The following is a 24,515-nucleotide window of genomic DNA, read 5'->3' as shown; positions in this document are numbered from 1 at the left end:
TCAGCCAATAGTTAATTATTTGTTGTTATATTATTCCCGATCGTAAGATTTTCTAGCTAAAATCTGACTGCTAACTGCTGACTGCTAACGCTACACCGACTAGTTATCAAAACCTGGCGAGGATTCGTACAGTTCATCAAGACGGGAACGGGCATCTTCGACTCCCATCGCTCGAATTACTAGCAACGGCTCGTCGATCAAGTTGCCATTGTTGTCTAGCATCTCCGGGTGAATCAGGCGATCGCCCCTGGTTTTATTTAATTTGCGGCCATTGGAATAGCGGTACTGGCTTCTGCCCTCATTTTGAGCCAAGGAGATCATGCTCCGAATCAGGTTGACTACGGCAAATAGCGAAAGGGCAGTGAATGCAACGATATATAGAATCTCCAACATGGCTTATATTTTGCTTTACCTTACAAGTTTTGTGGAAATAGTTGAAATATTTGAATTTAAATCTCTAGCTTAAAACAATTATCTTATGGCTCGTGAAATAAAAAATTAATCGTTAAAATAAGCTCTACTTCTAGGTTGTTTTACTTTGATGGTAACGTATTCCGACTGATTGGCATTCCATCAAAAGACCGTGCCAGGGTTTCATTGCAGCTATGTCTATGCCTACCTGCTTGCCAGTTGCGTTGAAAAGGACAGTAGCTGTTTCTACTTCTTTTAATGCGTCTTTTACTCTAGAAAGTAAGCTAGACTGTTCGGCATCGGAAAGAAAACTTAACTTTTGCAACTCCAACAGATCACGCGATCGCCCAAACCAGTAACGAAAGTCTTCTAGCAATGGGTCTAGAAGTTCTTGTAATAACTCGGACTCTGGAGATGGAGGGTTGCTCATGCGCATTCAATACTTGGCTAATGTCAAAAATTAAGTAAAAGTTAATCTGACGCAAATCGTATCGATAAAGATCTGCAAGCAAAGCGTGGGAACCTAAATATAAGTAGAACTTTGCTCTGTAAACAGTGTATCCAAAAATGACAGGGCTTTGTTACCTTTCTTAATATTTAACAAAAATTTTAGATTTGGCAAAGCAAAATCCGCACTAACGACGCTGCTGGTTAAGCTGACCTTAAGGAACATAATACGCTTGCATTGCTAAAATCCTGTTGTAGCCTTAGTGAAACCTATGCAGCAGATATATCTCGACCACGGTGCGACTACACCAACCAGGCCAGAGGCGATCGCTAAAATGCAGGAGGTGATGTCAGCACAGTGGGGTAACCCATCCAGCCTCCATGCCTGGGGAGAGCGTGCCGCTATGGTAATGGAAAGAGCGCGCCAGATGGTTGCCGATTTAATTAATGCTGAGGCCGAGCATATTATCTTTACCTCCGGCGGTACGGAAGCGGATAACCTGGCTTTATTCGGGATTGCCAGGCAATATTGCCAACCGCAGCACCTGATTATCTCGTCGGTAGAACACTCAGCGATCGCCCGCCCTGCGGAGTGGCTCGAACAAATCGGCTGGCAGGTTACCAGACTACCTGTCGATAATACTGGTAGAGTTGACCCGCGATCGCTAGTTGCGGCTTTGCAGCCCAATACGGTTTTGGTATCGGTAATCTACGGTCAAAACGAAGTGGGTGCGATTCAGCCCATTGAAAAGTTGGCGCAGATTTGTCGCGATGCTGCCGTATGGTTTCACACTGACGCGGTGCAAGCAGCGGGGCATATGCCCATCAATGTCCAGACTTTACCAGTTGATTTACTGTCAATTTCCAGCCACAAAATTTACGGCCCGCAGGGAGTGGGGGCTCTCTACGTGCGTCCCGAGGTGCGTTTGCGACCGTTATTGAGCGGTGGCGGCCAAGAAGGGGGCTTGCGCTCCGGCACCCAACCCGTGGCAGCGATCGCCGGATTTGGTGTAGCCGCACAATTAGCTCAACAGGAATTAGCGACGGAATCGTTGCGATTGGCAGGGTTGCGCGATCGCCTGTTCGAGCAACTGTCAGATATTCCCGATCTAATCCCAACTGGCTCCAAACAGAGCGATAGATTGCCGCACCATGCCAGCTTTTGTCATAGCGGTATAAACGGGCGGCAGATAGTCAGAGCTATGAACGCGGCTGGAATCGCCATTAGTTCTGGCTCCGCCTGTAGCAGTGGTAGTTTGGTTCCGAGCGCAACCCTCCTGGCAATGGGTTACAGTCAAGCCCAAGCCTTAGGTGCAATTCGCTTAACTCTGGGTCGAGCTACAACTGAGTCTGACATAGATCGCACTGCGCAAGCATTACGTCAAGCGATCTTACAAGCAAGATCGAGAGATAGCTATAGCCAACAGGCTTAGGACGGGGTGCAGGGGTTCCACCCCTGCGTGGGGGCGCAGCCCCCACACCCCCTGTCCTAACAGATCTGTCTATGGCTATAATTCTGTAATTGCGAGTTCGACAGACCTCTAAAAGTTCATTTGTATGAATCGTTGCGTTCTTCCTGGTAACTGGCCGCTTGCAGGCGAAACATGCGCTCGTATATCCCTTGCTTAGCAATTAGTTCGGTATGACTGCCTACTTCGACAATCTCTCCCTTATCTAAAACTACGATCCGATCTGCCATGCGGACGGTGGAGAAGCGGTGACTGACAAGGAAGGTCATTTTGCCCTGAGTCAATTGACGGAAGCGCTGGAAGAGATCGTGCTCGGCGATCGCATCGACGGCTGCTGTCGGTTCATCCAAAATCAGAATCTGGGCTGATGTCATAAATGCTCTGGATAAACCAATCTTTTGCCATTGACCGCCGGATAACTCCGTCCCACCCGTAAAGATTTTGCCCAGGGTGGTGGCATAACCATTCGCTAAATCCCGCACTATCTCGATTGCCCCTGCATCCGTAACTGCTTGGCGAATGCGCTCCTGGTTGTGATGCTCTTTGAGATTGCCAAACCCCACGTTATCGGTGACTGTAAGGGCGTAACGGGCGAAATCCTGAAATAACACGCCCACGTTTGCGCGTAAGTCTTCTAACGCAAATTCCGATAAGGGAATCCCATCGATCGCGATCTTGCCAGCATCGATATCGTAAAACCGCGCTAATAACTTCAATAACGTAGTCTTCCCAGAACCGTTTGCTCCTACCAGGGCAATACACTCGTTGGGTTTGACCGTCAAATTGATATGCCTGAGTGTCGGTTCGCTCGCCCCTGGATAAGTGAAGCTGACATCCTCGATCGCTAAGCCACGACGGATAGGTGTGGGAAAAGCTTGAGGAGAAGGGCATTCCACTACCTGCGGTTGCAAGTTGAGAAATTCAAAATACTGAGATACATAGAGATTGTATTCGTAGATGAGAGCGATGTTGGTTAAAATGCCCTGCAAAGTTGTCTGGGCTTGCTGAAACGCGCCAGCATACATGGTTAAATCTCCCACCGTGATCGCACCGCGTACTGCTTGATAGATTACCAGGCCATAGGCACCGTAAAACCCAGAGCTAGCCAGAACACCAATCGCCAATTTGGCTTGCCCTTGCTTACCTGCCAGCGATCGCGACTCCTGGTTAAAGCGATCGCGAATTTCCTCGTACTGTTTGACCAAATAATCGCCTAAGTTAAATTGTCGCACTTCCTTGGCATATTCCTGCTCCGTTAGCACGTCTCCAAAGTAATCGGCCAGTCGCTTGCTTGGTGTTTGGTGACGCAGCATCCAAAAGCGCCGACTGGAAAAATCTACTCCCACCCAAAATGTTGGAATCGCACTCAGAAATAGCAGCAGCATCACGAGGGGACTAAATCGCAGCAATAGCGCAAGCAACCCTATAAATCCCGCACATTGTCCGATCAGATTGGTCAATGTATTGAGAACTCGCAAGGGATAATTACTGCCGCTTTGTTGAGCGCGGCTGAGAATGTCGTAGAACTCCGGCAATTCATAATGAGCTAGATCTAAGCGCATCGCCTGTCGCAGTAGAACGCCGTTCGCATAGAGTGCAAAGCGATCGCTTAAGACCTGAGTGGCATAGCTATTTACCTGCTGAAGGGTATCTTGCCATAATCTCAGTATAAAGGCGAGTCCCACCAAACTCACCAGTGAAGACCAATCCAAGCTACTTGTAGCATTCGATCCGGTATTTAATCCAATATAAATTACTACGCGATCGACAATTAATTTAGTTACATAGAGCTGGACGGCAGGCATAACCGCATCCACTAGTGTCAGCGTCAAGCTAAGCACTAACCATCGTGGCGATGCCGCCCAAACTAACTGGAGCAGGCGCGGCAGATTAGCGATTACTGCTCTAATACCCACCCTGCCACTAGATCGCGAGCGGGTCATCGTTTATTTACCACTCGCAAACCTTGGTGGAGTTGGAAAGATTTACAAATACGGATAATGTCGCTCTGCCAGAACGATCCAAAAGCTACTGCCACTGCATTTGCGTCAAAAATACAGCACATGCGATCCCACCAATCAAAAAGGCTAGCAAGATACTCTCTACCTTTTGGAAAAACAGACTGGCTTCTGCAGCTACCACCTCTGGAGTATGGCTGCGATCGGCCCAAACCAGGTAGCTCAGCACAAAAGAGATACTAACTATAGCCAGTACAGATAGGACAAAGGCAATTAATGAGGCGATCATAGTGTTGCTCCTGCACAAACTCGTGTCTAGTAATTTATATCTATAGTAGCTAAATCGCTAAATTTGTAACTTTCAGTACATTTCTTAAGGTTATGGGCTTCGCGATCTTGACAACTGCACCAACATTGCCAAACAAAGCGCCTCAAATTAGCGTGTCTGCAAAGGTATATTCGCAATATTAAGAAATATATAGGCATATATATCTATATGTAGACATATATAGCAATCCTAAGTGATACCAAATCCGGATCTGTATATACCAATTCTGGAAAGTGGCGCTACAAATCAAGATCCCTCTAAATCCTCCTTAAAAAGCGGGACTATGAGTTGATTCCCCTTTTTAAGGGGGGCTAGGGGGGATCGAATGTGTAGCTAAGACAAGTAGATTTGGTATTAACCCCTTTTTCTACAGTCTGCGACGGCAGACTTTGTTTGTATAGCCGCGACTTCTGGTCGCCAGGCAATAAGGAATAATTCGTGCGGATTATGGCAGCTTGGTCAGAACCAGGCTCCCTTGGGCAGGAAATCCCAGCACGCCGCGATCGCCAAATTCCCAATATTGCTGGTAGCGATTTAAAAAACTTTGTCCGACAATGCCTTCTACTCCAAGTAAATCTAATAGATCGTTGTTGAGGATAATGACATCAATCTGTCCGACTTTCTGTCCGCCCATCTCAAAACTTTGAAAGCGAGATTTTTTGCCTTTTTCACGACCGCAAAAGCCCTGAACATCAATCTCTTCAGCATTATCTAGACCTAGCCCTAGTTTCCGTGCCGTGCGTTGGGATACTACCATGACATCTGCACCTGTATCGAGTGCAAAAGTGAATGGCCCCCGCTCGTCGATCCGCACTTGGGCAGTCATGACCCCCATTTTGCCCGTCAAAGGAATAACATTACTATTACCTGGCGATCGCGATGCTGATGAGGGCAATAGCTTCAATGTTTTCTGTTTCGGATCGAGTTCCAGGTCGAACCCGCTGAGGAAGTCCATCCCCAATACACCCGCCAAATTACCTGGGATAGCTGTCCGGGATAGTCCCATGCCAGATAGACCAGCGACCGTTGCCCGATCTACAGATAGCGTTGGCAGGATATGCATAGATGCGTTGACATTGGAACAGTCATCCCCAACTACAAAATACTTCATGAGTTCGTTGGGAAATTTTGTCCCCTTAATCCCCAGTTGCTTTGCCGTTTCAGTGTCCACGATCGAGGAAGAAGCCCCCGTATCTAAAAGAAAGGTCTGAGATTTTCCCGCGATCGCAACTGGCACTGTAAATACAGAACTACCGGGTAACTGTTGCAATGGCACTGACGCTTGCCCATTGCTTTTTGGTGGCTCGACCTTTATGCCGGATGCCTTCACGACCGCATTGAGGCGCTCTTCTGCGTCGGCGCGCACTTTGCCCTTGGGATCTAGAACGACTACAGTCATAAAGCAATGCATGGAGGCAGCTTGAATAGCTTCAGGAGGCTGTTTGTAGGCTTGGGGGACTTTGCCACTAACGCACTTCAGCATGGACTGAAATAGCGATCGCCCTAATTTTTCCCGTTCGAGGTGGGCGGAACGCTCGACTTTCCCCGCAACCTGTGGATTGCTTGTGGCAATATCTTTATCTTTAGAGAAATCTGTCGATAAGGGTTGGGGATTGTCGGTTGGCGATGGGGAAAACGGTCGTGCCAGAACCAGGTAAGCGATCGCGCCACAGACAATGGTTGCACTAGTGACGGCTATACTCCAAGCTTTGATATCCATTGTTAACCGCAGGTATAAATAGAATAAATCGTGCTTGATATTCTAGCTGGGATATCTCCTGACTGGGGAAATTAAAAATAATGAGAGGTAATGTAAATTTTGATACAGACTAATTTGATATATCCACGATCAAATTAGTTCCGACAAATCTTTTAGCTCGAAATATTGGTGAAACTTATCGGTTACGTTCAGCCAATAGGAGCGACCGTCGGACTGCCTGCGCTTGCGCACAAATCCTTGAGCCACTAATTCCTGGATGTGCTGATAAGCACTAGAACCGCGCAAGTCTACTAGATCTACTTGAGCGATCGGACTTTTAAGCGCGATCGCTGCGAGCGTCTTCAGTTCGCCGCGTCCGAGATCGGCGGGAACGATCTTTTGCACTAGATCGGTAAACTCTGGCTTGAGCCGGAGGGCAAATCCCGCATTGGTTTCCACAATTTCGAGGGCACTGTCGCGGTGAGTGTAGTCAGCCAGCAGATCGAGCAAACCTTCCTCTACTGTGGGGCGATCGCAGCCAGCATACTCAGCAATTTTGTCCAGGCTCATAGCCTGCCCTTTCAAATATAAAATCGCCTCGATCTTTTGTTTAAGCGGATTTACACCTGGCTCATTGGGTTTTTCATTAGTTGGTCGATTCACTAGTTCGCTAACTGGTTCGCTAACTGGTTCGCTAACTGGTTCGTTAACTGGTTCGCTAGCGACTTTATTGGTAAGTTTGTCAGGATCGTCGTTAAACGGATCGCTAAGTTCCTTGATTGGTTCGCTAGCAAGTTCATTGGTAACTGTGCTTAGTCGATCGTTGAGTTCGTTGCTAAGTTCATTAATCATGGCAAGATGTTAACAACAGGGTATTTCAGGAGTCACAGAATATGCCAGATTCTATGATGTATTACGAAGATAATTACGTCGTGCTTGCACCTGGCATGACCGAACAGTTTGCGAACCTGCCTGAGCTGGAGAGTATTCTCGCCAACTTACTAGCAAAAATGCAAGATAATTTACCGTACGATTTACAAAATATTCCTACTATTGAAGAACAGGTGCAGCGACTGGTCAAAACCGCCTGCGATCTTGACTGTGGTGATGATGGCGTGTGGCAATGGTACGCCGTGCGCCTGGAGAAATAAAATCTACAAAAGTTTCCTGTTTCTTTACTATTGCTGTAGTAAAATACTGCGTTTGCAATGTATGTGGAGGAATTCGGCAATATTAGGGCAGATTAGGAGAAAAAAGCGATCGCAGTCCCAAGAAAATATTCCAGGTAGGAATGATAGGGTCGGTTTTTTTTTGGGTATATTATTTTTGTAAGATTTTTGTAAAGTCATCAACATCACAATTAACTGAAGCTATGTCTAAGCTACATTTAGTGAATTTAGCGAATTATGGGGGACATCAAAACAAATCTCTCTTTAAATATACCTTAACCCCCGATCGTCAAAACTAACCGACAGCAGGGATTTAAAGTCACGTAACAGCATTCTAAGTACCTTAATTGTTAACCGCACTCAGGCTGTGAGGGATATTAAGTTTTCTCCACCAACCTAGTTACACTACATCCCATAGGAGTGCTTGCTAAATTAAATATTCTCTTAACTACCGAACAACGAACGATGAACAATTCCACTGAATAACAAGCATAAATAGTTCTTATTTGTCTATTTCGTATTTATACATGCTGACTGTTGATCGACCAGCCTATCAACGGTCGGTCTATTGTTAAACTTCTCTTTTGGCATTCAGGTGACTTATGGTATCACAACACGGAGGAATTAAATGTTACAAGATTCTTTAAGCTTCTCTTTTGAGGCTTCAGAGCTTGCGGAGCAGCTTCGTAAGTCTTGTAATGAGACACTCACAGGATACTGGCGCATTCAGTTAGACAGTAATAATAACGACACAACGCCAACTCTGTTCCTGGCAATCGTGAGAGGTTGGGTCGTGTTCTCAGGTACGCTGCCTTTATCTTGGAAAGCTTTAAGCTCTACTTTGCAACGATTTATATTCCAGTTGCGCAGCCCAGCTTCCAAACAAGCTTTTGAGGAAATGGAAGTAGAGCTATTTATGGATGGGGCTTTACCAACTGGTAAGTGCATGACACGCCTCATGAATATGAAGCTGGTTACTCAAGATGATGTACTCAAAGCTCTAAAACTCAAGACCTTAGCGGATTTTGACACTTATTTATATGACAGAGCCGGAAAAGCTAATTTTATCCCCGACGAATCCTTACTGATTAACGCTCCTATTCGCGGGTTTGATATAGAAAGCTTATTAATGGAATCGGCAAAGCGGCACGAGCAGTGGGCTCAGTTGTTCAGGTACATACCTTCACCAGATCGAGCTTTGACAATCGACCTCAAAAAAGTAGATGCGTCAAAGCTAACGGATAGTCAAAAACAACAGTTGAAAAACCTAGTTGTGGACGATCGCTCCATGAACGATATCGCTCTATATATGAGCAAAGACACATTGGATGTAGCCAAAATGCTGGCTCCAATATTCAAGCTAGGTTTAATATCAGCTAAAAAGGGAGAGGGAGAAGATGATGCTACAGGTTCTCAGCCGGAAATATTTATTGTGGACGACTCGCCAATTTTAGTTCAGCAGTTTCGCCAATTGGTGACAAAATGGGGATATCGGGTTAGTCATTCTCATAACTCACTCACCGCCGTGCAGGAAATGTGTAACTCAAATCCGTCGGTAATATTCCTAGACATTAATATGCCTGGGGCTACTGGGTTTGACTTGATCAAACTAATTCGCCGCCAACCTAAATTAGCTGCGATACCGCTAGTCCTGCTCACAGCGGAGAAAACCCTTTCTAACCAGTGGCGCGCTCAGTGGGCTAATTGCAAGTTTCTTTCCAAACCGCAAAGCACTCATGAAATTCCGACTTTTCGTAGCGATTTGTATGGAATGTTACAGGAAATGGCTCCCGTTGAGTCGAATGAGGCATTATTACTTTAAGTCGATCGCAGCAAAAGCTGTTAGTTGCTGCAATTGAGATGTGTAGAGTTTACTACTGAATTCTTTTAGAGTTCGTATGTAAAGGTCAAGAAGGCGATCGCTATCATTTCCCGATCTTCGATTGCCCGCTTTCAAAATCTGAAAACTTCGATTGCAAATAAACAAGTAAATTAGGGAGTAAACATGAAATTCTTAGTTGTTGACGATAGTGCGGTTGATAGACACCTTTTGACCTCGATTTTGGAAGGCTTAGGCCATCAGGTTGATGCCTGTGAGAGTGCCGTTGGTACTTTAGAGCGAATTTTATCAGGCAACTATCAAGCTGTTTTCCTCGATATCGTGATGCCAGAACAAGACGGATACAAGTTTTTGCGAGAACTGCGTTCTAACGATCGCACCGCTAAACAACACGTAATCATTTGCTCTAGCAAGAAAACTCCCGTAGAGGTCAACTACGGTGTCAATCGCGCCGGGGCAAACGATTATATCACAAAGCCTGCTACTGCGGAAAGCGTATCTCAAGCTTTACAGAAAGTCGCTTAATCGCACGATCTAGAATAATGCCTCAATAAAGCACCTAGGTGCTGGGTAGCAATTGGGATGGCGCTTGTTTAATCCGAACCTTGGAAGTTCCGAGTTAGTTCGCTCTTAATAACTGACCTTAAGTGGAAGAGCCTGGAACCCTAACCCCTCTCCCTCGGGGAGAGGGAACCAGAACCAGAACGGAGGCTATACCCCCCCTACAACCATTTACTATTGGTTTACATGCGGATTGAGAGAGATTATATTTCCACACAAAATCAGTTAATAAATAGATAAATTGAGAACTTAACAGATGGAAGTGGATGAAATTTAATAGTTTAATCCTTGAAAACGATGTAAATTTAAAATTAACTTCAATGAGCAATATACTATGAACATCTTAGAAGCGATCGCGGGGAATAGGTCATACTCTTTGAGTAGTTTGGTAAAATGTTCCTGCGGGGGATCTCATGTAGAGGACGAGCATTGGAAGTTTGTCTCTGAGATGCCTCAAGATCCCATCGATCTGATTGATGACTTTGTCGAGATGGGGTTGTATAGCGATCCCTCGCTTTCCTTTGGTGAATCTCTGAGTCATGCAGAGATGAAAGCAGATTTGATCGCGCTCGCACTGGGGGGAACTCCAGAGCAAAAGCAGATATGCGGCGATCTCATTGGGTTGGCAGGGGGAGTAGAGGAAGCCCTGGCTGCCGCCTTCGGCCCCTACGCTACTGAATTTATGAGCGATGCCATTAGGGCAAGTCATTTTCGGCGACGAGATTTCTTGATCAAAGTAGCAGCGGCGGCGGCAGTTGTGACCCTTACTGGCTGCCCGAGTCAGGAAACGACTCAAGCTCCACAGCCAGCAACTGGCAAGTTAGAGAAATCTGGACCTCTCAGTGTTGGATTTATCTCGATTAGCTGTGCGTCTCCTTTGATTATGGCGCAGGCGAAGGACTTCTACAAGAAGCACGGGCTAGAGGTCAATCTAGTCAAAATGAAAGGTTGGCCAGCCGTTCGCGATTCCATTATCGCTGGTGAATTGGATGCCTACCACATGCTCTCACCCATGCCGATCGCTATGACTGTAGGTTTAGGTTCGGTGCCCACATCGGTGAAACTGGCCTGCGTGCAAAATAATAACGGGGATACACTAGTGCTGGCCAATAAGCACAAAGGAAAAGTCAAAGGTCCGGCTGACTTCAAGGGGTTGGAAATTGGCGTTCCCTTTGTTTTTTCTATCCACAACCTGCTGCTGCGCTATTACGTTGCCACTGGCGGTTTGAACCCAGACAAGGATCTCAAGATTATTCCTATGCCTCCTCCGGAAGCTATTTCTAAGATGACCGTAGGACAAATTGATGGGTTTTTACTGCCAAATAGCGTGGCGCAAGTGGCGATTACTGCCAGGAAGATCGGCTTCCTCCACCTACTGTCTAAAGACTTGTGGTCTGGGCACCCTTGCTGTGCGTTTGGTGCGAGCCAAAAATGGATTGACGCACACCCCAATACTTTCCGCGCTCTCACGACTGCTGTTGTGGAAGGATCGGCCTACGCTAACGACTTCAACAATCGGGAAGAAGTGGCGCAAGTACTGGCTAAGCCTGAGTTTTTAGGTATACCCGAACCTGCACTTAAAGCAGCGCTGACAGGCCAGTTTGATGACGGACTGGGTAATAAGGTCAACGCACCCGATAGCGTTCTGTTCGAACCTTTTCCGTGGCAGAGCTTTGCCAAATGGATTATGTCGCAGATGGTGCGCTGGCGGCAGATGCCAAAAGAGCAAGCCGACTACGATAAACTTGCCCAACAAATTTACCTGACAGATTTAGTTAGAGATGTGTCTAAAGGGCTAGGCTTAAATCCACCTGCAGAGGGGACGCGCGTGGAGAAGCTAAAATTTGACACGTTCGACCCTGCTAATCCTGAAGCATACATCCAGGCGCAGATCGCTAAATTCAAAGTTTGAGATTTCTCCATAGTCTCCCTTTTCAGAAGATCTCTATTTACATGAGTTCTGCGATCGCACAATCTATTGACTGGTGACTGAAAGGCACGCGAACAAATTCCGCGAAGGCAGACTTCAAGTAAAAGGGGGTATTAACTAAACAGGATTTGGGATCGGATATAGTACGACTAATGCAACTATTTAGCTATATCGATTACTCTACTATTCCGCTCCCTTTCTAAGAACATCTGCTTAAAGTTTAAATCCAGGATACATGAGTCGATCTCATAAATTCTTGGGAATAATCGATCGAGAGTGTTAAGTACAACAAGGAGTAAAGAGTTAATGGAAGTTTTGGTTGTTGATGATAGTACAGTAGACAGGCATCTGTTGACCTCTCTTCTGGGAGGTTTAGGACATTTAGTCGATGCTTGTACTAGTTCGGCTGAGGCTAGCGAATTAATTGCTAAAAAGGACTACAAAGCAATATTCCTCGACATCATCATGCCCGAGCGCGATGGTTACAAATTCTTGAGAGAATTGCGCTCTAACGCAAAAACGGCACAACAGTACGTCATTTTTTGCTCCAGTAAAAAAACTCCCGTGGAGGTCAATTATGGCATTACGCGAGCGGGCGCAAATGATTATTTAGTCAAGCCTGTAACACCAGAAAGCTTAGCGCAAGTTTTAGCGAAGGTTAAATGATGAATACTTCAGAGTCGATCGCCAATGCGGATGCTTGGGTAACTGGAGAAAATTCTGCAAATACAGATGACTTTAGCGATCGCGACTACGCTCAGACCTATATGCTGGCACGTCTCGATCGATTCACTTTTGTATTCCCATCTTCAATAATTGCAGATATTACTATCTTTTCCCAGTCTCAGGTTTTGACCGTCCCCTTCTACCATCCAGCTTGTTTGGGCGCGATCCATTACGATGGAAAAATTGTCGCTCTCGTCTCGCTCCGCCAGGTTTTTGGCATACCGATGACCGGGATCGCCAGAAGCAGTTTAACAGTTGTGAGGCTCAGCAGCGCTGCTGGGGATCTAGCCGATCTAGGTCTGGTTGTAGATGCAGTCTTAGGCAGTCGCTCTCTTTCCCAACTTCCATCCAATTTGTTCGCGCCTAATCAGGCTATCAAATCATCTGAAGGCGATCTCGACATGCGCCTATTTCGACCAGAAATCCTGGATGAGCAACTGTGGCAACCGCAGAGATGGATAAAAGCTAAGTCTAATTAGGCTTGGCTTTTGTTTATTTGAGCTTATTTTACATCTGGTTGAATCTCCACTAGTACTTCCCGCTGGCATTATCCTCAATATCGCTAATCTCCTGGATTTCCCAAACTACCCTCTTTCTATTTATTAGTCACCTCGCCCAGGTAACCCCTATGACTTCAACTTCTTCTTCAGAATCTATCACTACTTCAGCGCTCGATCGAGATTCTTCTCTAGAATCCAATCCACAGATCGACGATCGGATCGAGCGATCGCTTTCATCCGATCGACCCGATCGGCGCTCTAAGAGATCTATATGGTCGAGCCTTCGCGTTAAAGCTACTCTCCTGGCAATGGCGATCGGGACTTTGCCTGTAATCGCGATCGGGGGCGTTGCCTATTACTTTGCTAACCAATCCATCTCTCAACAAATTACTGCTGACCAAAAAAAGAAGGCGGATTTACTATCAGAAAAAGTTAACCGCTTTATGGCTGACCGTTATAGCAATATTCAAACCATTGCCAGTCTGCCAATTCTCAAAGATCCTAAACTCCAGGCCATAGCAACGACTACAGGTCAGCAAGAAGCCCTGGATAAACTAGCAGAAATTTATGAAGTCTATGACAGCATTGCCATCTACGGATTAAACGGCAAATTAATTGTTAACTCTACAAATGGTCTTCCGACTCCAGACATTTCCTCCTTTGAGGTTTTCAAGTCATTACTCGACAATCAGATTCCCTATATTAGTAAGCCCGAAGAATCGGAAATTACTCAGAATAAAGTCATAACCATCGTCGCTCCCGTAAAAGAGAAAGGTTCTGACAAACCGATCGCAGTGGCACTCGCTCGCTTACCCATTACATTCATCGATGATGTCACCAAAACCTTTGCTGAAGCTGGTAACGACTATTATATTGCTGATGCCTCAGGAAAAATCTTTATTTCCAGCAAACCAGATATTTTAGGCAAAGATCTGACAACCAGTTTCTCTAAATTAGATGCATTGACTAGCAAGGGACAAACAGGTAGCCTTGTCACCGTTCGCCAGCTAGACAATACGCAACAACTGCTTGGCTATACTCCCATGCCTAAATTTGGCAGCCTGCCACTGCTAAATTGGAGTGCCTTGCAGTCAGTTTCGACAGATGTTGCTTTCAAGCCCCAAAAAGACTTATTGCGCACTTTAGGGATTGGTACTGGAGTTGCGGCGATCTTAGTAGGAGCATTGGCGGTTTTGCTCGCTAACCGATTCACCCAACCAATTGTCCGCGCATCATCGGCGGTGGAAAAATTGGGTCAAGGCGATCTGGATACTCGCCTTCAAGTTCAAGGTAACGACGAACTAGCGATTTTGGGTAGTAACATTAACCAGATGGCTAGTCAGATTCAAACTTTGCTTGAAACTCAGCGCCAGAACGCAGAAAAACTGACACAGCAAAACGATACTTTGAGAGAACTAGCTAAAAACGATGGTTTGCTGATTGGGGATGTGAGCGTTGCCGCTAAAGCCTTTACAGAGGCAACTGCAAAGACGCTTAACATTGCGCGGGTTAGCGTCTGGTTTTATAACAACGACCGCAACATTCTCTCTAGTTTCGATCTGTTCGACAGCCAAACCGAACAACATACAAAGGGAATAGAATTAAAAACTGCTGACTTCCCAACCTACTTCCAAACGCTGGAACGCGAGCCTAGTATCGTTGCCGATGATGCATATACTCATCCCGCTACCAGTAAACTTGCAGAAGTCTACCTGAAGCCTCTAGATATTGTATCGATGCTGGATATTCCCATCCAAAGTGCAGGTCGGACAATTGGGACGGTTCGCTGCGAACAGGTAGGAACGCCAAGACAATGGAAAGCAGAAGAGCAAAGCTTTGTCACGTCGATCGCGAACCTCCTCTCCCTAGCAGTAGAAAGTCAATTACTACAAGGTGAAGTAGGCGATTTACTCGACGTTGTATCGGCGGTAGAAGATGGGGATTTGACTACCCGCGCCCGAGTGAGCGACAGAACTACTGGACTGGTAGCGGATACGTTTAACCGCTTGCTAGAGCAGTTGGGTGAGGTGTTGGGGCAGGTACAAACCACTTCCCAACAGGTTTCTGCCGGGGCAATTAACCTGGAGGATTTAGCTCAAATTGTGGCAACTAACGCCGATCGCCAGGCCCAAGAGGTAGCACAGGTATTAAGTTTAACCGAGCAAGTAGAGCAGTCATCGCAAAATGCAGGGGAGCAAGTCGATCTGACCAACCGCGCTTTGCAGGAGGCTCGTTCTGAGGTGGAACAAGGCCGAACCTCGATCGTCGAGCTAAACGAAGGAATTGAAGTGCTGCGCCAAGGTACGGATCGGATCGTGCAGGGGATGAAGACTCTAGGGGAATTCGTCGGTCTGGCGGAACAGTTCGTACAAGAGCAAAGTCAGATTGCATCGCTGACTCAAGTACTGGCTCTCAACGCCACGCTAGTAGCTGCCCGCGCTTCCGAACAAAAAGATCCCAGAAAGTTTGGGGTGGTGGCACGGGAATTTGAAGCGATCGCCGGTCAGGTCGGTAATCTGGCTCAACAGACCAATACTGGCTTGGAATCGCTACAGCAACGCACCTCGCAAATTAACGCCGTAGTATCTAGCATCGATACTGTAGTCCAGGGTTTGGGCGGCCTGGTAAATGGTTTTACCAAGGGTGTAGAACAGTCAAACCAGGTGTTCCGCAACATTGAGACGACTACTGGTGAGGTCGTACAGGCAGGTGAAGCGGTAACGCTATCCAACCAGGAGGTGCTTAAAGCTGCCCAAGCAACCGCTAAAGCAATGCAGGATATTGCCAACCTCGCCAACACGACCGCCTTACTAACGCAATCGACGCGATCGCAGTCCGAGCAAATGGAGAATCTATCCCAACAACTACTCCAGCGGATTCAGTTCTTCCAGCTACCCACTGAGATGGCTCAGGATAATGATACCGCTGGCCAGCCAGCCGACTGGGCGCAATTGCCATCAGAGAACGCAGAGGAGAACTCATCAGAATCTCATAAAATTCCCAGTTTCGCCGAAGTAGCAGCATCGCTATAACTTCATTTCCCCAAGTCCCTTTGTTCCTAAGCTAAATCATCCTTTGAGAATCATTATGACGACAACTTCTCCAAAGCCTACCGCACTAACTCCAACCGATCTAGAGCCATCTCTAGCAGGAATCGAACAGTCTCAAATAGAAAAGCAATCTCAAGCAGATAATCGCGATCGCTCCGCTCGATCGAGTAAACGCTCTTTCTGGTCGAGCATTCGGATCAAAGCTACACTGGCGGCGATCGCCATTGGCACTCTACCTGTAGTTGCGACTGGAGCGATCGCCTACTACTTTGCCAACCAATCGGTTTCCACCCAAATTAGCCGCGCTGAAACAGAACGCGCTCAAGAATTATCTACCAGGTTGAGCAGCTTCATGTTCGAGCGCTATGGGGATATTCAGATTATGTCTAGCCTCCCGATCTTGAGAGACCCCAAAGTCAGAGAGATTATATCTCAAAAAAACAAACAGGAAGCGCTGGATCGCTTTGTGGAAGCCTATCGAGTTTATGACAGCATTGCCGTGTTCGACCTCGAAGGCAATCTCATTGTCCAATCTCAAGGCACGCCGCTGGACAATCACAAAGACCGCGATTACTTTCAGGCTGCCCTCAAGAGTTCTGCTCCTGTTATCAGTCAGCCCTCGATCTCAAAATCTTCTGGTAAGTTGGTCATCCACTTTGCTACTGTAGTCAAGGAGCAGGGCACAGATAAAGTCATCGCTGTAGTTCGTTCTCGTATGCCAGTGAGCGCTTTAGATGAAATTGTCAAAGGATTTGAAAGTGAATCTGAAGAGTTTCACGTCTTTGATGCTAGTGGCAAGTTTTTCATCGCCAAGGAACAAGAACAACTTCGTAGAAGCGCAATCGATGACTTTCGTGGTTTGAGTGTGTTGAAGACGCAAAAGCAGGCGGGTAGCTTCGTCACAGTTGATAAGATCGATAATGCCGAACAACTGGTTTCCTATGCACCCATTGCCCAGATTCCCAACTTTCCCGATTTGCAATGGGGTACGGTGCTTGCAATTGATACAAATGTTGCCTATGCACCGCAACGGCAATTACTGACTACGCTACTAATCGGTACTGGTATAACGGTCTTGCTGGTGGCAGCGATCGCCGCTTATCTAGCTCGCCGAGTCACGCGACCGATTCTCGATACCACGCAAGCCATGCAGAAGGTGGGTATGGGAGATCTCGATACCCGAGTCGAGGTGCAGGGCGAAGATGAAATCGCGCTGTTGGGAGATAACCTCAACCAGATGACCAACCGGATTAAAGCCCTGCTGGAGGAAGCCCAGGCCAGCAACCAGACCATCGAACTGCAAACTCAAATGTTGCAAGAGAGCGAGGCTGTGCAATCTGACGTTGGACATATCCTGGATGTGGTATCGGCGCTAGAAGGGGGAGACCTGACCGTACAGGCTGAAGTCAGCGATCGCGCCACGGGTCTTGTATCTGACACGCTCAACCGCCTGATCGAAGAATTAGCCCAAACCCTAGGGCAGGTACTGCAAACCGCCCGGCAGGTGACCGCAGGTGCCAAGAACCTGGAAGATATGAACGGCATCGTGGCAAACAACTCAGATGCACAGTCACAGTCGATCGCTGAGGTATTAAACCTGACTGAAGATGTAGAAAAGATCGCCAAAGAAGCATTGGAGAACGTGATTAAAACAAACCAGTCACTGCTCGCTGCCCGCAGTGCTGTGGAAAAAGGGCAAGTCTCCATCAGTAGCCTTAGCCACGGGTTTGAACTATTGCAGCAGGGGATGGGCGCAATTAGCGTACGCACTAAAGAGCTGGAAGCATTCGTCAACCTGGCCGATCGCTTTGCCCAGGAACAAAGTCAGGTGGCTTCTATGACGCAGATGCTATCGCTGAGTGCCGACCAGCTTGGTGCTAAAGCCCTAGCACAAAAAGATCCGCAGGAATTCCGCAAATCCGGCTTGGAGTTCAAAGCGATCGCCAATCAGATTGGCGAGTTGTCTAAACAAGCATTTGCCGGACTATCTGGGCTAAAACAACAATCGACGGAAGTGCACGAACTCATTTCTGCTGTTAACAAGGAAGTGAGGGATCTGGCTCAACTAGTTGCCAGTTTCGACACGATTGTAACTGAATCTAACCAGGCTTTTCATAACGTGCAAACTACAACTGAGCAAGTAGTGCAAGTAGGTGATGCCGTGGGACAATCCAGTCAAAAGATTGTGGAAACTTCCCAGTCAACCGCTCAAGCGATGCGCAATATCGCCCAACTCGCAGAACGTACCGCGCAACTGACTCAAACAACACAGGCGCAATCAGAATCGATGGGTAATTTGTCAGAACAACTACTCACGCGGATGCAATTCTTCCGTTTGCCAGAAGAAGCGATCGAGCAAGCTGAGATATCGCATACCTAGGCGATCGCGGGTTGGTAATTCCTACAATATAGAACTTTATCCTTGGTTTCGTGTCACCCCCATCATCAGAGACAAACATTATGACAACAACTTCTTCACCTACATCTTTGCAAATCGACGATCTGGAGCCTTCTTCAATAGAAGCAACTCCATCTCAAGCAGATGAATCTCAAATGGAAGATCGCGATCGCCCCGCCCGATCGAGTAAACGCTCTTTCTGGTCGAGCATTCGGATCAAAGCTACACTGGCGGCGATCGCGATTGGTACTCTACCTGTAGTTGCGACTGGGGCGATCGGCTACTACTATGCCAACAAATCAATTACTGCACAGATCGATCGAGCTGAGATAAGTCGTGCGGTAGATCTGTCAGAAAAGCTAAATCGCTTTATGTATGACCGCTACGGTGATATCCAAATCATGGCAGATTTGCAAATGTTCAAAGATCCCAAAATAGGGGCAATCACCTCACCCCAGAACAAGCAAGCTGCACTGAATCGGTTCCTTGACGCTTATCTTATCTATGACAGCATTGCAGTGTTTGACCTAGAAGGTAATGTAATTGCCCAAACAATCGGTGAACCTCTAGGCAACCACAAAGACCAGAAGTACTTTCAGGAAGCCCTCAAAAGCTTTAATCCCGTCGCTAGCGATCCGGAGATCTCAAAATCTACTGGCAAAGTGTCTATCCACTTAGCAGCACCAATTAAAGAACAAGCAACGGGTAAGACGATCGCCATAGTCCGCGCTCGTATCCCAATTAACCGATTAGAAGAGATTACCAAGGGATTTGGCATTAAAGGTGAGGAACTGCATGTTATAGATAGTACAGGCAAGTTTTTCTTAGCTGATGAAAAGGATCAAATAGGGAGAAAGGCGGCTGACGACTTTGCGGGCTTGAGTACGTTACAAAGCCAGAGTAAGGCAGGCAGTTTGATTACTGTTGACAAACTTGATAATGCCAAACAACTGATTGCCTATGCACCTACCGTCAAGCTGCCAGGTGCACCGGGACTAAATTGGGGTACTTTAATTGCAACTGATACAGATGTTGCTTTTGCGCCGCAACGGCAGTTGCTGACTACGCTGCTGCTGGGAACTGGTCTAACTGCGTTAGTTGTCGCAGCGATCGCCGCCTATCTAGCCCGTCGAGTCACGCGCCCAATCATCGATACCACGCAGGCTATGCAGAAAGTGGGAATGGGAGATCTCGATACGCGAGTAGATGTCAAAGGTGAGGATGAAATCGCGGTGTTGGGCGATAACCTCAATCAGATGACCAGCCGGATTAAAGCCCTCCTGGAGGAAGCCCAAACTAGTAACCAAACCATCGAACTGCAAACTCAGATGTTACAAGAGAGCGAAGCTTTGCAATCTGACGTTGGGCAGATTCTGGACGTGGTGTCCGCTCTAGAAGACGGAGACCTGACAGTGCAGGCTGAAGTCAGCGATCGCGCTACGGGTCTAGTATCCGACACGCTCAACCGCCTGATTGAAGAACTCGCCACAGTGATGTCAACCGTGTTATCTACGGCACAGCAGGTCACCAAAAGTGCTGATGACTTGAAGCAACTGTCTACCACTGCCACGCAACAGATAGAACAACAGGCTCAATCCGTGGGACAGGTGCAAGCCTTGATGACAAACGTCACGGATCTTACCCAAAATACCGTACAACAAGTTGTAGCATCTGAAGAAGCAGTACAAGACGCACAGATGGCTGTTGCCCAAGGGCAAACAGAGATCGCTGCGATGGCAAAAGCGATCGGCTTCCTCCAACAAAACACCGAGCAAATTGTGCGACGGTCGCAACTGCTGACTGACTACGTAACCTTAGCCAGCCAGTTTTCCAACGACCAGAAAAAGGTGGCTGCTATGACTCGCGTATTGGCGCTCAACGCTTCCATGGTGGCAACTCGCGCCTCTGACGAACGCGATCCCGAACAATTTGCCAGCATTGCTCGCGAATTTGAAACCCTGGCGACTCAGGTCAACGACCTGGCAACCCAAACCAACCAGAGTTTGATCGTCCTGCAACAGCGCACGGATCAAATCCAAACAGTGGTATCTGGGGTCAGCCAGGACGTACAAGATATCAGTAGCTCTGTAGGTCAGTTTACGCAGAACGTAGACCGCTCCCGCCAGGTATTTGAAATTATCAAATCTGTAACCGAGCGAGTGGCTGAAGCAGAACAAGAGTTAGCCCAGTCTTCGCAAGCGATCGCCACCGCCGCCCAGACTACGCTGGGTGCTGTCGAAAATATTGCGGTTGCTGCTACAAAAACCGAACTCCAGTCTCGCCTTACCCGCGAACAAGCTGAGTGGATGGATAAACTGGCTTACACCTTGTTAGAGAGGGTGCAGTTCTTCCGTCTACCATCAAAAATGGTCGGTTCTGAGATGGAAACAGAATTCCTTATGGTTTCAACTGGCAATCCGGAACCTGAAATAAATGGGAGCGAGCGATCGCCTGAAAGAAATATGCCAATAGAAGTTCTAAATGGAGACATCAGTTATCGCGAATGGATAACTGCCAAGCAAGCCTAAATTTTCTATGTCCAAATTCTTCCTATGACTTACTCACTTTAATGCTGAAACCTAGATCCCCCCTACCCCCCCTTTCCAAGGGGGAAATGAGATTCTAAATCCCCCTTTTTAAAGGGGATTTAGGGGGATCTGTTTTCGTTCAGTCCTGCCTTCTACCCATCGCAATTACTCCATACCTCAAGCCATGCCTGAAGTAAATTCCCTACCTACATCCGAGGCTGCACTTAGCCCCATAGACCTAGCTGAGGCACAGTTACAGCAAGAGCTGCGCAGTATGTTTGATGTAGATACGCAAACGTATCTACATGACTACATGAGTCTCGCCCAACAACTCAAAGCACCATCATGGACCGCCGATATCCAGGAGCTATACCGCTGCATTCATACCATCAAAGGCGGGGCCGTAACCGTGGGAGCCGATGGGATTCTCTACGTTGCCACCGTATTGGAAGATTTACTCTCAGATTTGCGCTACTTGCAGATTGCGCCTCCCCTTGAAGATGGCCAACTTTCCCAAGTGCTGTTAGAAGCAGGAGAGCTATTGACCGGCAGCCTGCAAGTGCAAGCAGTAGGGGAGCAAGCCCTAGCCGTAGTGCAGCCCAGTGTAGATCGCATCGCAACGCTGCGTCAGATCGTTCAACAGGTTTACCTGCCAGATTCCAACGAACGTACCCAGTTATTCCACGAATTTGCCGAACAAGGGTTCGATCTGGTGGTGTTGAACCTGGAGATGGCAGTCGAACAACTGGGCGATCGCGGCAAAGTCCCAAATGCCACGCTTAAAATTGCCAAGCAGACCCTCCAGCAACTCCTGCAAATTGGTAAAGACTTAGAGTTTGAACCTGGCTGGACGAAACTCCTGCGGCGCAGCCAGAGCTTGCTGAGCCACCCAGAAAATGACTTCTGGCAAGCTAAATGGCCACCCTACCTGCGCTTGCTAAAAGATTGCGCTCGCAAGGGCGGGAAACTATCAGCATCTGTAGCTCAAAAACTAGGGGTTTCAGCCCCTTCTGCTCCCACACCTGTTACAGAAGTCACAGCGCAGCCTGATGTCATTCCCAGTTCTTCCGATCGCGACCAGCCGAGCGATTTTGCGATCGCCTCGCCCATTCCGTCGCGCGCTCTTGAACCTGCTGCTATCCCTACCAGTACCAGCACCGTTAACCCTGATGTCAGTGCTGCTGACGTGCTGGATTGGAGCCAACCAACCAAGCAACAGGACAAAGCAGCGGAGTTGGCGGCTAAAGCCCAGATCCCCGTACCCCTGGAAAGACTAGATCGCTCGGCACAGTACCTGGTCTCAACCTTGCTATCTACCCGTTCTAGTCAGGGTTCGTATCAAGCTCTAGAGTTGCAGTTGGTTAAGCTAGTAGCACTAGCCCAAGACAGTGCCGAATATATTACGCGGCTGCGTCAGTTGCAAGATGACTATGCCCTACTAACCGATACCGAGCCAGGTAAGATCGGTGAATCTACACCAACCTTAGAGCGCTACCGTCAAGGTTACTCGATTGTCAACCGCTTGTTGGAAACCAGCTTGCGTCTGTCAGAGTTGGGAGCTGAGGTCACCGCATCGGCGCGGCAAACTTCAGATAACCTGCAACAGCTAGAACGCAATGTTTTGAACTTACAACAGACTGTAGAAGAAAGTCGCCTGATTCCTTTCAGAATCCTGGGATTGCGTGCTAGAGGTATTCTACGGGATTTAGTCACTCGCTTTGGCAAACCTGCCCAATTAGTAATAGAAGGCGAGCAAATCGAATTGGATGCCGGCACTTCCCAAACCCTGGAGCCAATTCTACTGCACCTGATTCGCAATGCTTACGATCACGGATTAGAATCGGCGAGCGATCGCGCCAATGCTGGCAAGCCATCACAAGGTACGATTACAGTTGCGCTCAAACGGCAGGGAAATTCCTATTTACTCGATGTCAAAGATGACGGTATCGGTATGGATCCCGCCAAAATTCGCGCGATCGCCCAATCGAAACGATTGCCGCTGACCCGTACCGATACCCCTGCCGACATCCTGGCTGTAATTTGTCAATCGGGATTTAGTTCTCAAAGCACGGTTAGCGACATATCAGGGCGCGGTGTGGGCATGGATGTAGTTGCTACTCAAATTACTCGCCTTGGCGGTCGTTTGAGCCTTAACACCACTCTAGGAGCAGGTACGACATTTAACATGCAAATTCCCGTACCGCAACTGCTCGTGCGGTGCGTGTTGGTACGGGCAGGCGATCGCACGTTTGCCATCCCCACCGATGAAATAATTACCACAACTCTGTGGGGCAACCTCTCAACTGCTCCTACCCTCGATCGACAGCTTGCCTATGGCTGGCAGGTCGAGCTAGAAGGAGTCACAATGCCAGCGCTTGACTTGTTGGAATATTGGCAAGAAGGAGTTGTTGCCCATGCTCCTACTGCAACGTCAATCTGTCTGCGCGTGCGCTCTTCTGCAATTGCTGCTGGCACCAGTCAGCGAGATGCCTGGCTAGTTGCCGACGATCTGCTAGGACAAGACGATATTCTGATTAGCCCGCTACCGCATCCACTAGTTGCACCAGTGGGGATGATGGGAGTTAGCTTGCAGTCTAATGGCAGTTTGATCCCAGTATTGGAACCTAATCTACTGGCAGAGTATTTATTATCCAACACTGCCAAAGAGAGCGCGATCGCTGCACCTGCATCTACCGCCGCGATCGCATCTCCCCAGGTTCCGGTAGAGCAAAAAGCTCCAAGCACGGCACCGTTAACTCAAACCATCCTTGTCGTCGATGATGCTGCTTTAATGAGAAGGCGGATGGAAGCTAGCTTAACTGCCTATGGCTTTACCGTTCAGACCTGTAATGATGGCTTAGATGCCTGGAACTGGCTCCAAAATCATAACTACCCTGCAATTGTCATTACCGATATTGAGATGCCTGGGATGGATGGATTTACGCTCATAGATCGCTGTCGCCGCAACGACATGAACTTCCCCATTCTCGTTATTTCGTCGCGGTTATCGGAGGAGTGGAGCAACGAAGCAAAACGTCTGGGAGCAACGGACTATCTTACTAAGGGATTTGCCACATCTGAACTGATCGATAAAGTAAACGCATATCTCAAAGGTTAATTTGTCCTAAAGGGGCGCACAACCGTCACTAGTGTCAACTTCAGGAAATGGAGAAGGGCTGCAGTAGTAAGTAACCCCATTCAAGGCAGGAGAGAGCAATGGTTCACCGCCCCTTCCGAGATAACAAGCCAAAGCCCCTGGATTTTAGACACGAAAACGTAAGGTATTAGCGACTGAAGTCGCTAATACCTTATGCTAAACTTGATAGCAGTGGAAAAGGTAATCAACCACTTAAAAAAACTAGCTAAGGATTCTAGTTTAAGTGGTTTCGTTGAGCCAGGAATCCCCTGACTTAGTGCCACAAGCAAGGTGCAAAGTGGTGCGTAGGCATGGGGAGTGTCAAACTTGTCTAGTCATAAAATCCGTTTTTTTAACAAAATTTA

17 protein-coding genes are annotated in these 24,515 nt (G+C 47.6%); 11 read left to right on the top strand and 6 right to left on the bottom strand.

The window, feature by feature from the left end:
- Nucleotides 1-99: 99 nt before the first annotated feature.
- Together PSE6802_RS0110695 and PSE6802_RS0110690 are read right to left on the bottom strand one after the other, a co-directional pair.
- Nucleotides 100-393 (bottom strand): DUF2973 domain-containing protein, encoded by a 294-nt coding sequence (locus PSE6802_RS0110695; RefSeq protein ID WP_019500061.1) that lies wholly within the window; start codon nucleotides 391-393, stop codon nucleotides 100-102.
- Between the two features lie 130 nt (nucleotides 394-523).
- Complete coding sequence (locus PSE6802_RS0110690) at nucleotides 524-847, bottom strand: DUF2605 domain-containing protein (protein ID WP_019500060.1); 324 nt, start codon at nucleotides 845-847, stop codon at nucleotides 524-526.
- 283 nt (nucleotides 848-1,130) lie between these two features.
- On the opposite strand from PSE6802_RS0110690, the gene PSE6802_RS0110680 reads away from it, so the two are divergent.
- Nucleotides 1,131-2,291, top strand: a complete 1,161-nt coding sequence (locus PSE6802_RS0110680) for a cysteine desulfurase family protein (RefSeq protein ID WP_019500058.1) — start codon at nucleotides 1,131-1,133, stop codon at nucleotides 2,289-2,291.
- A 116-nt stretch (nucleotides 2,292-2,407) separates the two neighbouring features.
- Here PSE6802_RS0110680 and PSE6802_RS0110675 read toward each other — a convergent pair whose 3' ends face one another.
- From PSE6802_RS0110675 to scpB, 4 genes are all read right to left on the bottom strand, one after another.
- Entirely contained in the window at nucleotides 2,408-4,270 is a 1,863-nt protein-coding gene (locus PSE6802_RS0110675) for an ABC transporter ATP-binding protein (protein WP_019500057.1), read from the bottom strand.
- Between the two features lie 85 nt (nucleotides 4,271-4,355).
- The gene (locus PSE6802_RS0110670) at nucleotides 4,356-4,574 is read right to left on the bottom strand and encodes a hypothetical protein (RefSeq protein WP_019500056.1); all 219 of its coding nucleotides are present in this window, start codon (nucleotides 4,572-4,574) and stop codon (nucleotides 4,356-4,358) included.
- Between the two features lie 484 nt (nucleotides 4,575-5,058).
- Nucleotides 5,059-6,333: a retropepsin-like aspartic protease gene (locus PSE6802_RS0110665; RefSeq protein WP_019500055.1), complete on the bottom strand. Its 1,275-nt coding sequence runs from the start codon at nucleotides 6,331-6,333 to the stop codon at nucleotides 5,059-5,061.
- Nucleotides 6,334-6,462: 129 nt separating this feature from the next.
- Nucleotides 6,463-7,164: an SMC-Scp complex subunit ScpB gene (gene scpB / locus PSE6802_RS30970; protein WP_019500054.1), complete on the bottom strand. Its 702-nt coding sequence runs from the start codon at nucleotides 7,162-7,164 to the stop codon at nucleotides 6,463-6,465.
- Between the two features lie 41 nt (nucleotides 7,165-7,205).
- Here scpB and PSE6802_RS0110655 point away from each other — a divergent pair, with 41 nt between their 5' ends.
- The 10 genes from PSE6802_RS0110655 (at nucleotide 7,206) to PSE6802_RS0110610 (ending at nucleotide 24,132) form a co-directional block, all read left to right on the top strand.
- Nucleotides 7,206-7,463: a CRR7 family NDH-1 assembly protein gene (locus tag PSE6802_RS0110655; RefSeq protein ID WP_019500053.1), complete on the top strand. Its 258-nt coding sequence runs from the start codon at nucleotides 7,206-7,208 to the stop codon at nucleotides 7,461-7,463.
- Nucleotides 7,464-8,109: 646 nt separating this feature from the next.
- Entirely contained in the window at nucleotides 8,110-9,303 is a 1,194-nt protein-coding gene (locus PSE6802_RS0110650) for a response regulator (protein ID WP_019500052.1), read from the top strand.
- Between the two features lie 183 nt (nucleotides 9,304-9,486).
- The gene (locus PSE6802_RS0110645) at nucleotides 9,487-9,846 is read left to right on the top strand and encodes a response regulator (RefSeq protein WP_019500051.1); all 360 of its coding nucleotides are present in this window, start codon (nucleotides 9,487-9,489) and stop codon (nucleotides 9,844-9,846) included.
- Between the two features lie 370 nt (nucleotides 9,847-10,216).
- Nucleotides 10,217-11,794 (top strand): CmpA/NrtA family ABC transporter substrate-binding protein, encoded by a 1,578-nt coding sequence (locus PSE6802_RS0110640; RefSeq protein WP_036945614.1) that lies wholly within the window; start codon nucleotides 10,217-10,219, stop codon nucleotides 11,792-11,794.
- A gap of 324 nt (nucleotides 11,795-12,118) precedes the next feature.
- Nucleotides 12,119-12,478, top strand: a complete 360-nt coding sequence (locus tag PSE6802_RS0110635; protein ID WP_019500049.1) for a response regulator — start codon at nucleotides 12,119-12,121, stop codon at nucleotides 12,476-12,478.
- Complete coding sequence (locus PSE6802_RS0110630) at nucleotides 12,475-13,017, top strand: chemotaxis protein CheW (RefSeq protein ID WP_083901686.1); 543 nt, start codon at nucleotides 12,475-12,477, stop codon at nucleotides 13,015-13,017. Before PSE6802_RS0110635 ends, PSE6802_RS0110630 begins: the two co-directional genes overlap by 4 nt.
- Nucleotides 13,018-13,166: 149 nt before the next feature.
- Nucleotides 13,167-16,070 (top strand): methyl-accepting chemotaxis protein, encoded by a 2,904-nt coding sequence (locus PSE6802_RS0110625; RefSeq protein WP_019500047.1) that lies wholly within the window; start codon nucleotides 13,167-13,169, stop codon nucleotides 16,068-16,070.
- A 55-nt stretch (nucleotides 16,071-16,125) separates the two neighbouring features.
- Nucleotides 16,126-18,468, top strand: a complete 2,343-nt coding sequence (locus PSE6802_RS0110620; protein ID WP_019500046.1) for a methyl-accepting chemotaxis protein — start codon at nucleotides 16,126-16,128, stop codon at nucleotides 18,466-18,468.
- 80 nt (nucleotides 18,469-18,548) lie between these two features.
- Nucleotides 18,549-21,014 carry a methyl-accepting chemotaxis protein gene (locus PSE6802_RS0110615; protein WP_019500045.1) on the top strand — a complete coding sequence of 822 codons (2,466 nt, stop codon included), beginning with the start codon at nucleotides 18,549-18,551 and terminating at the stop codon, nucleotides 21,012-21,014.
- A gap of 184 nt (nucleotides 21,015-21,198) precedes the next feature.
- The gene (locus PSE6802_RS0110610) at nucleotides 21,199-24,132 is read left to right on the top strand and encodes a response regulator (RefSeq protein WP_019500044.1); all 2,934 of its coding nucleotides are present in this window, start codon (nucleotides 21,199-21,201) and stop codon (nucleotides 24,130-24,132) included.
- Nucleotides 24,133-24,515 lie beyond the last annotated feature (383 nt).

Origin of the sequence: Pseudanabaena sp. PCC 6802 (assembly GCF_000332175.1) — a bacterium.
Classification (GTDB): Bacteria; Cyanobacteriota; Cyanobacteriia; order Pseudanabaenales; family Pseudanabaenaceae; genus PCC-6802.
Note: the sequence above shows the minus strand (reverse complement) of the source record. Positions and strands in the feature narration are given on the sequence as shown.

Bases quoted from the DNA above. Each gene is read 5' to 3' on its own strand.
- PSE6802_RS0110695 (WP_019500061.1), bottom strand. From the start codon at position 393: ATGTTGGAGATTCTATATATCGTTGCATTCACTGCCCTTTCGCTATTT.
- PSE6802_RS0110690 (WP_019500060.1), bottom strand. From the start codon at position 847: ATGCGCATGAGCAACCCTCCATCTCCAGAGTCCGAGTTATTACAAGAA.
- PSE6802_RS0110680 (WP_019500058.1), top strand. From the start codon at position 1,131: ATGCAGCAGATATATCTCGACCACGGTGCGACTACACCAACCAGGCCA.
- PSE6802_RS0110675 (WP_019500057.1), bottom strand. From the start codon at position 4,270: ATGACCCGCTCGCGATCTAGTGGCAGGGTGGGTATTAGAGCAGTAATC.
- PSE6802_RS0110670 (WP_019500056.1), bottom strand. From the start codon at position 4,574: ATGATCGCCTCATTAATTGCCTTTGTCCTATCTGTACTGGCTATAGTT.
- PSE6802_RS0110665 (WP_019500055.1), bottom strand. From the start codon at position 6,333: ATGGATATCAAAGCTTGGAGTATAGCCGTCACTAGTGCAACCATTGTC.
- scpB (WP_019500054.1), bottom strand. From the start codon at position 7,164: ATGATTAATGAACTTAGCAACGAACTCAACGATCGACTAAGCACAGTT.
- PSE6802_RS0110655 (WP_019500053.1), top strand. From the start codon at position 7,206: ATGCCAGATTCTATGATGTATTACGAAGATAATTACGTCGTGCTTGCA.
- PSE6802_RS0110650 (WP_019500052.1), top strand. From the start codon at position 8,110: ATGTTACAAGATTCTTTAAGCTTCTCTTTTGAGGCTTCAGAGCTTGCG.
- PSE6802_RS0110645 (WP_019500051.1), top strand. From the start codon at position 9,487: ATGAAATTCTTAGTTGTTGACGATAGTGCGGTTGATAGACACCTTTTG.
- PSE6802_RS0110640 (WP_036945614.1), top strand. From the start codon at position 10,217: ATGAACATCTTAGAAGCGATCGCGGGGAATAGGTCATACTCTTTGAGT.
- PSE6802_RS0110635 (WP_019500049.1), top strand. From the start codon at position 12,119: ATGGAAGTTTTGGTTGTTGATGATAGTACAGTAGACAGGCATCTGTTG.
- PSE6802_RS0110630 (WP_083901686.1), top strand. From the start codon at position 12,475: ATGATGAATACTTCAGAGTCGATCGCCAATGCGGATGCTTGGGTAACT.
- PSE6802_RS0110625 (WP_019500047.1), top strand. From the start codon at position 13,167: ATGACTTCAACTTCTTCTTCAGAATCTATCACTACTTCAGCGCTCGAT.
- PSE6802_RS0110620 (WP_019500046.1), top strand. From the start codon at position 16,126: ATGACGACAACTTCTCCAAAGCCTACCGCACTAACTCCAACCGATCTA.
- PSE6802_RS0110615 (WP_019500045.1), top strand. From the start codon at position 18,549: ATGACAACAACTTCTTCACCTACATCTTTGCAAATCGACGATCTGGAG.
- PSE6802_RS0110610 (WP_019500044.1), top strand. From the start codon at position 21,199: ATGCCTGAAGTAAATTCCCTACCTACATCCGAGGCTGCACTTAGCCCC.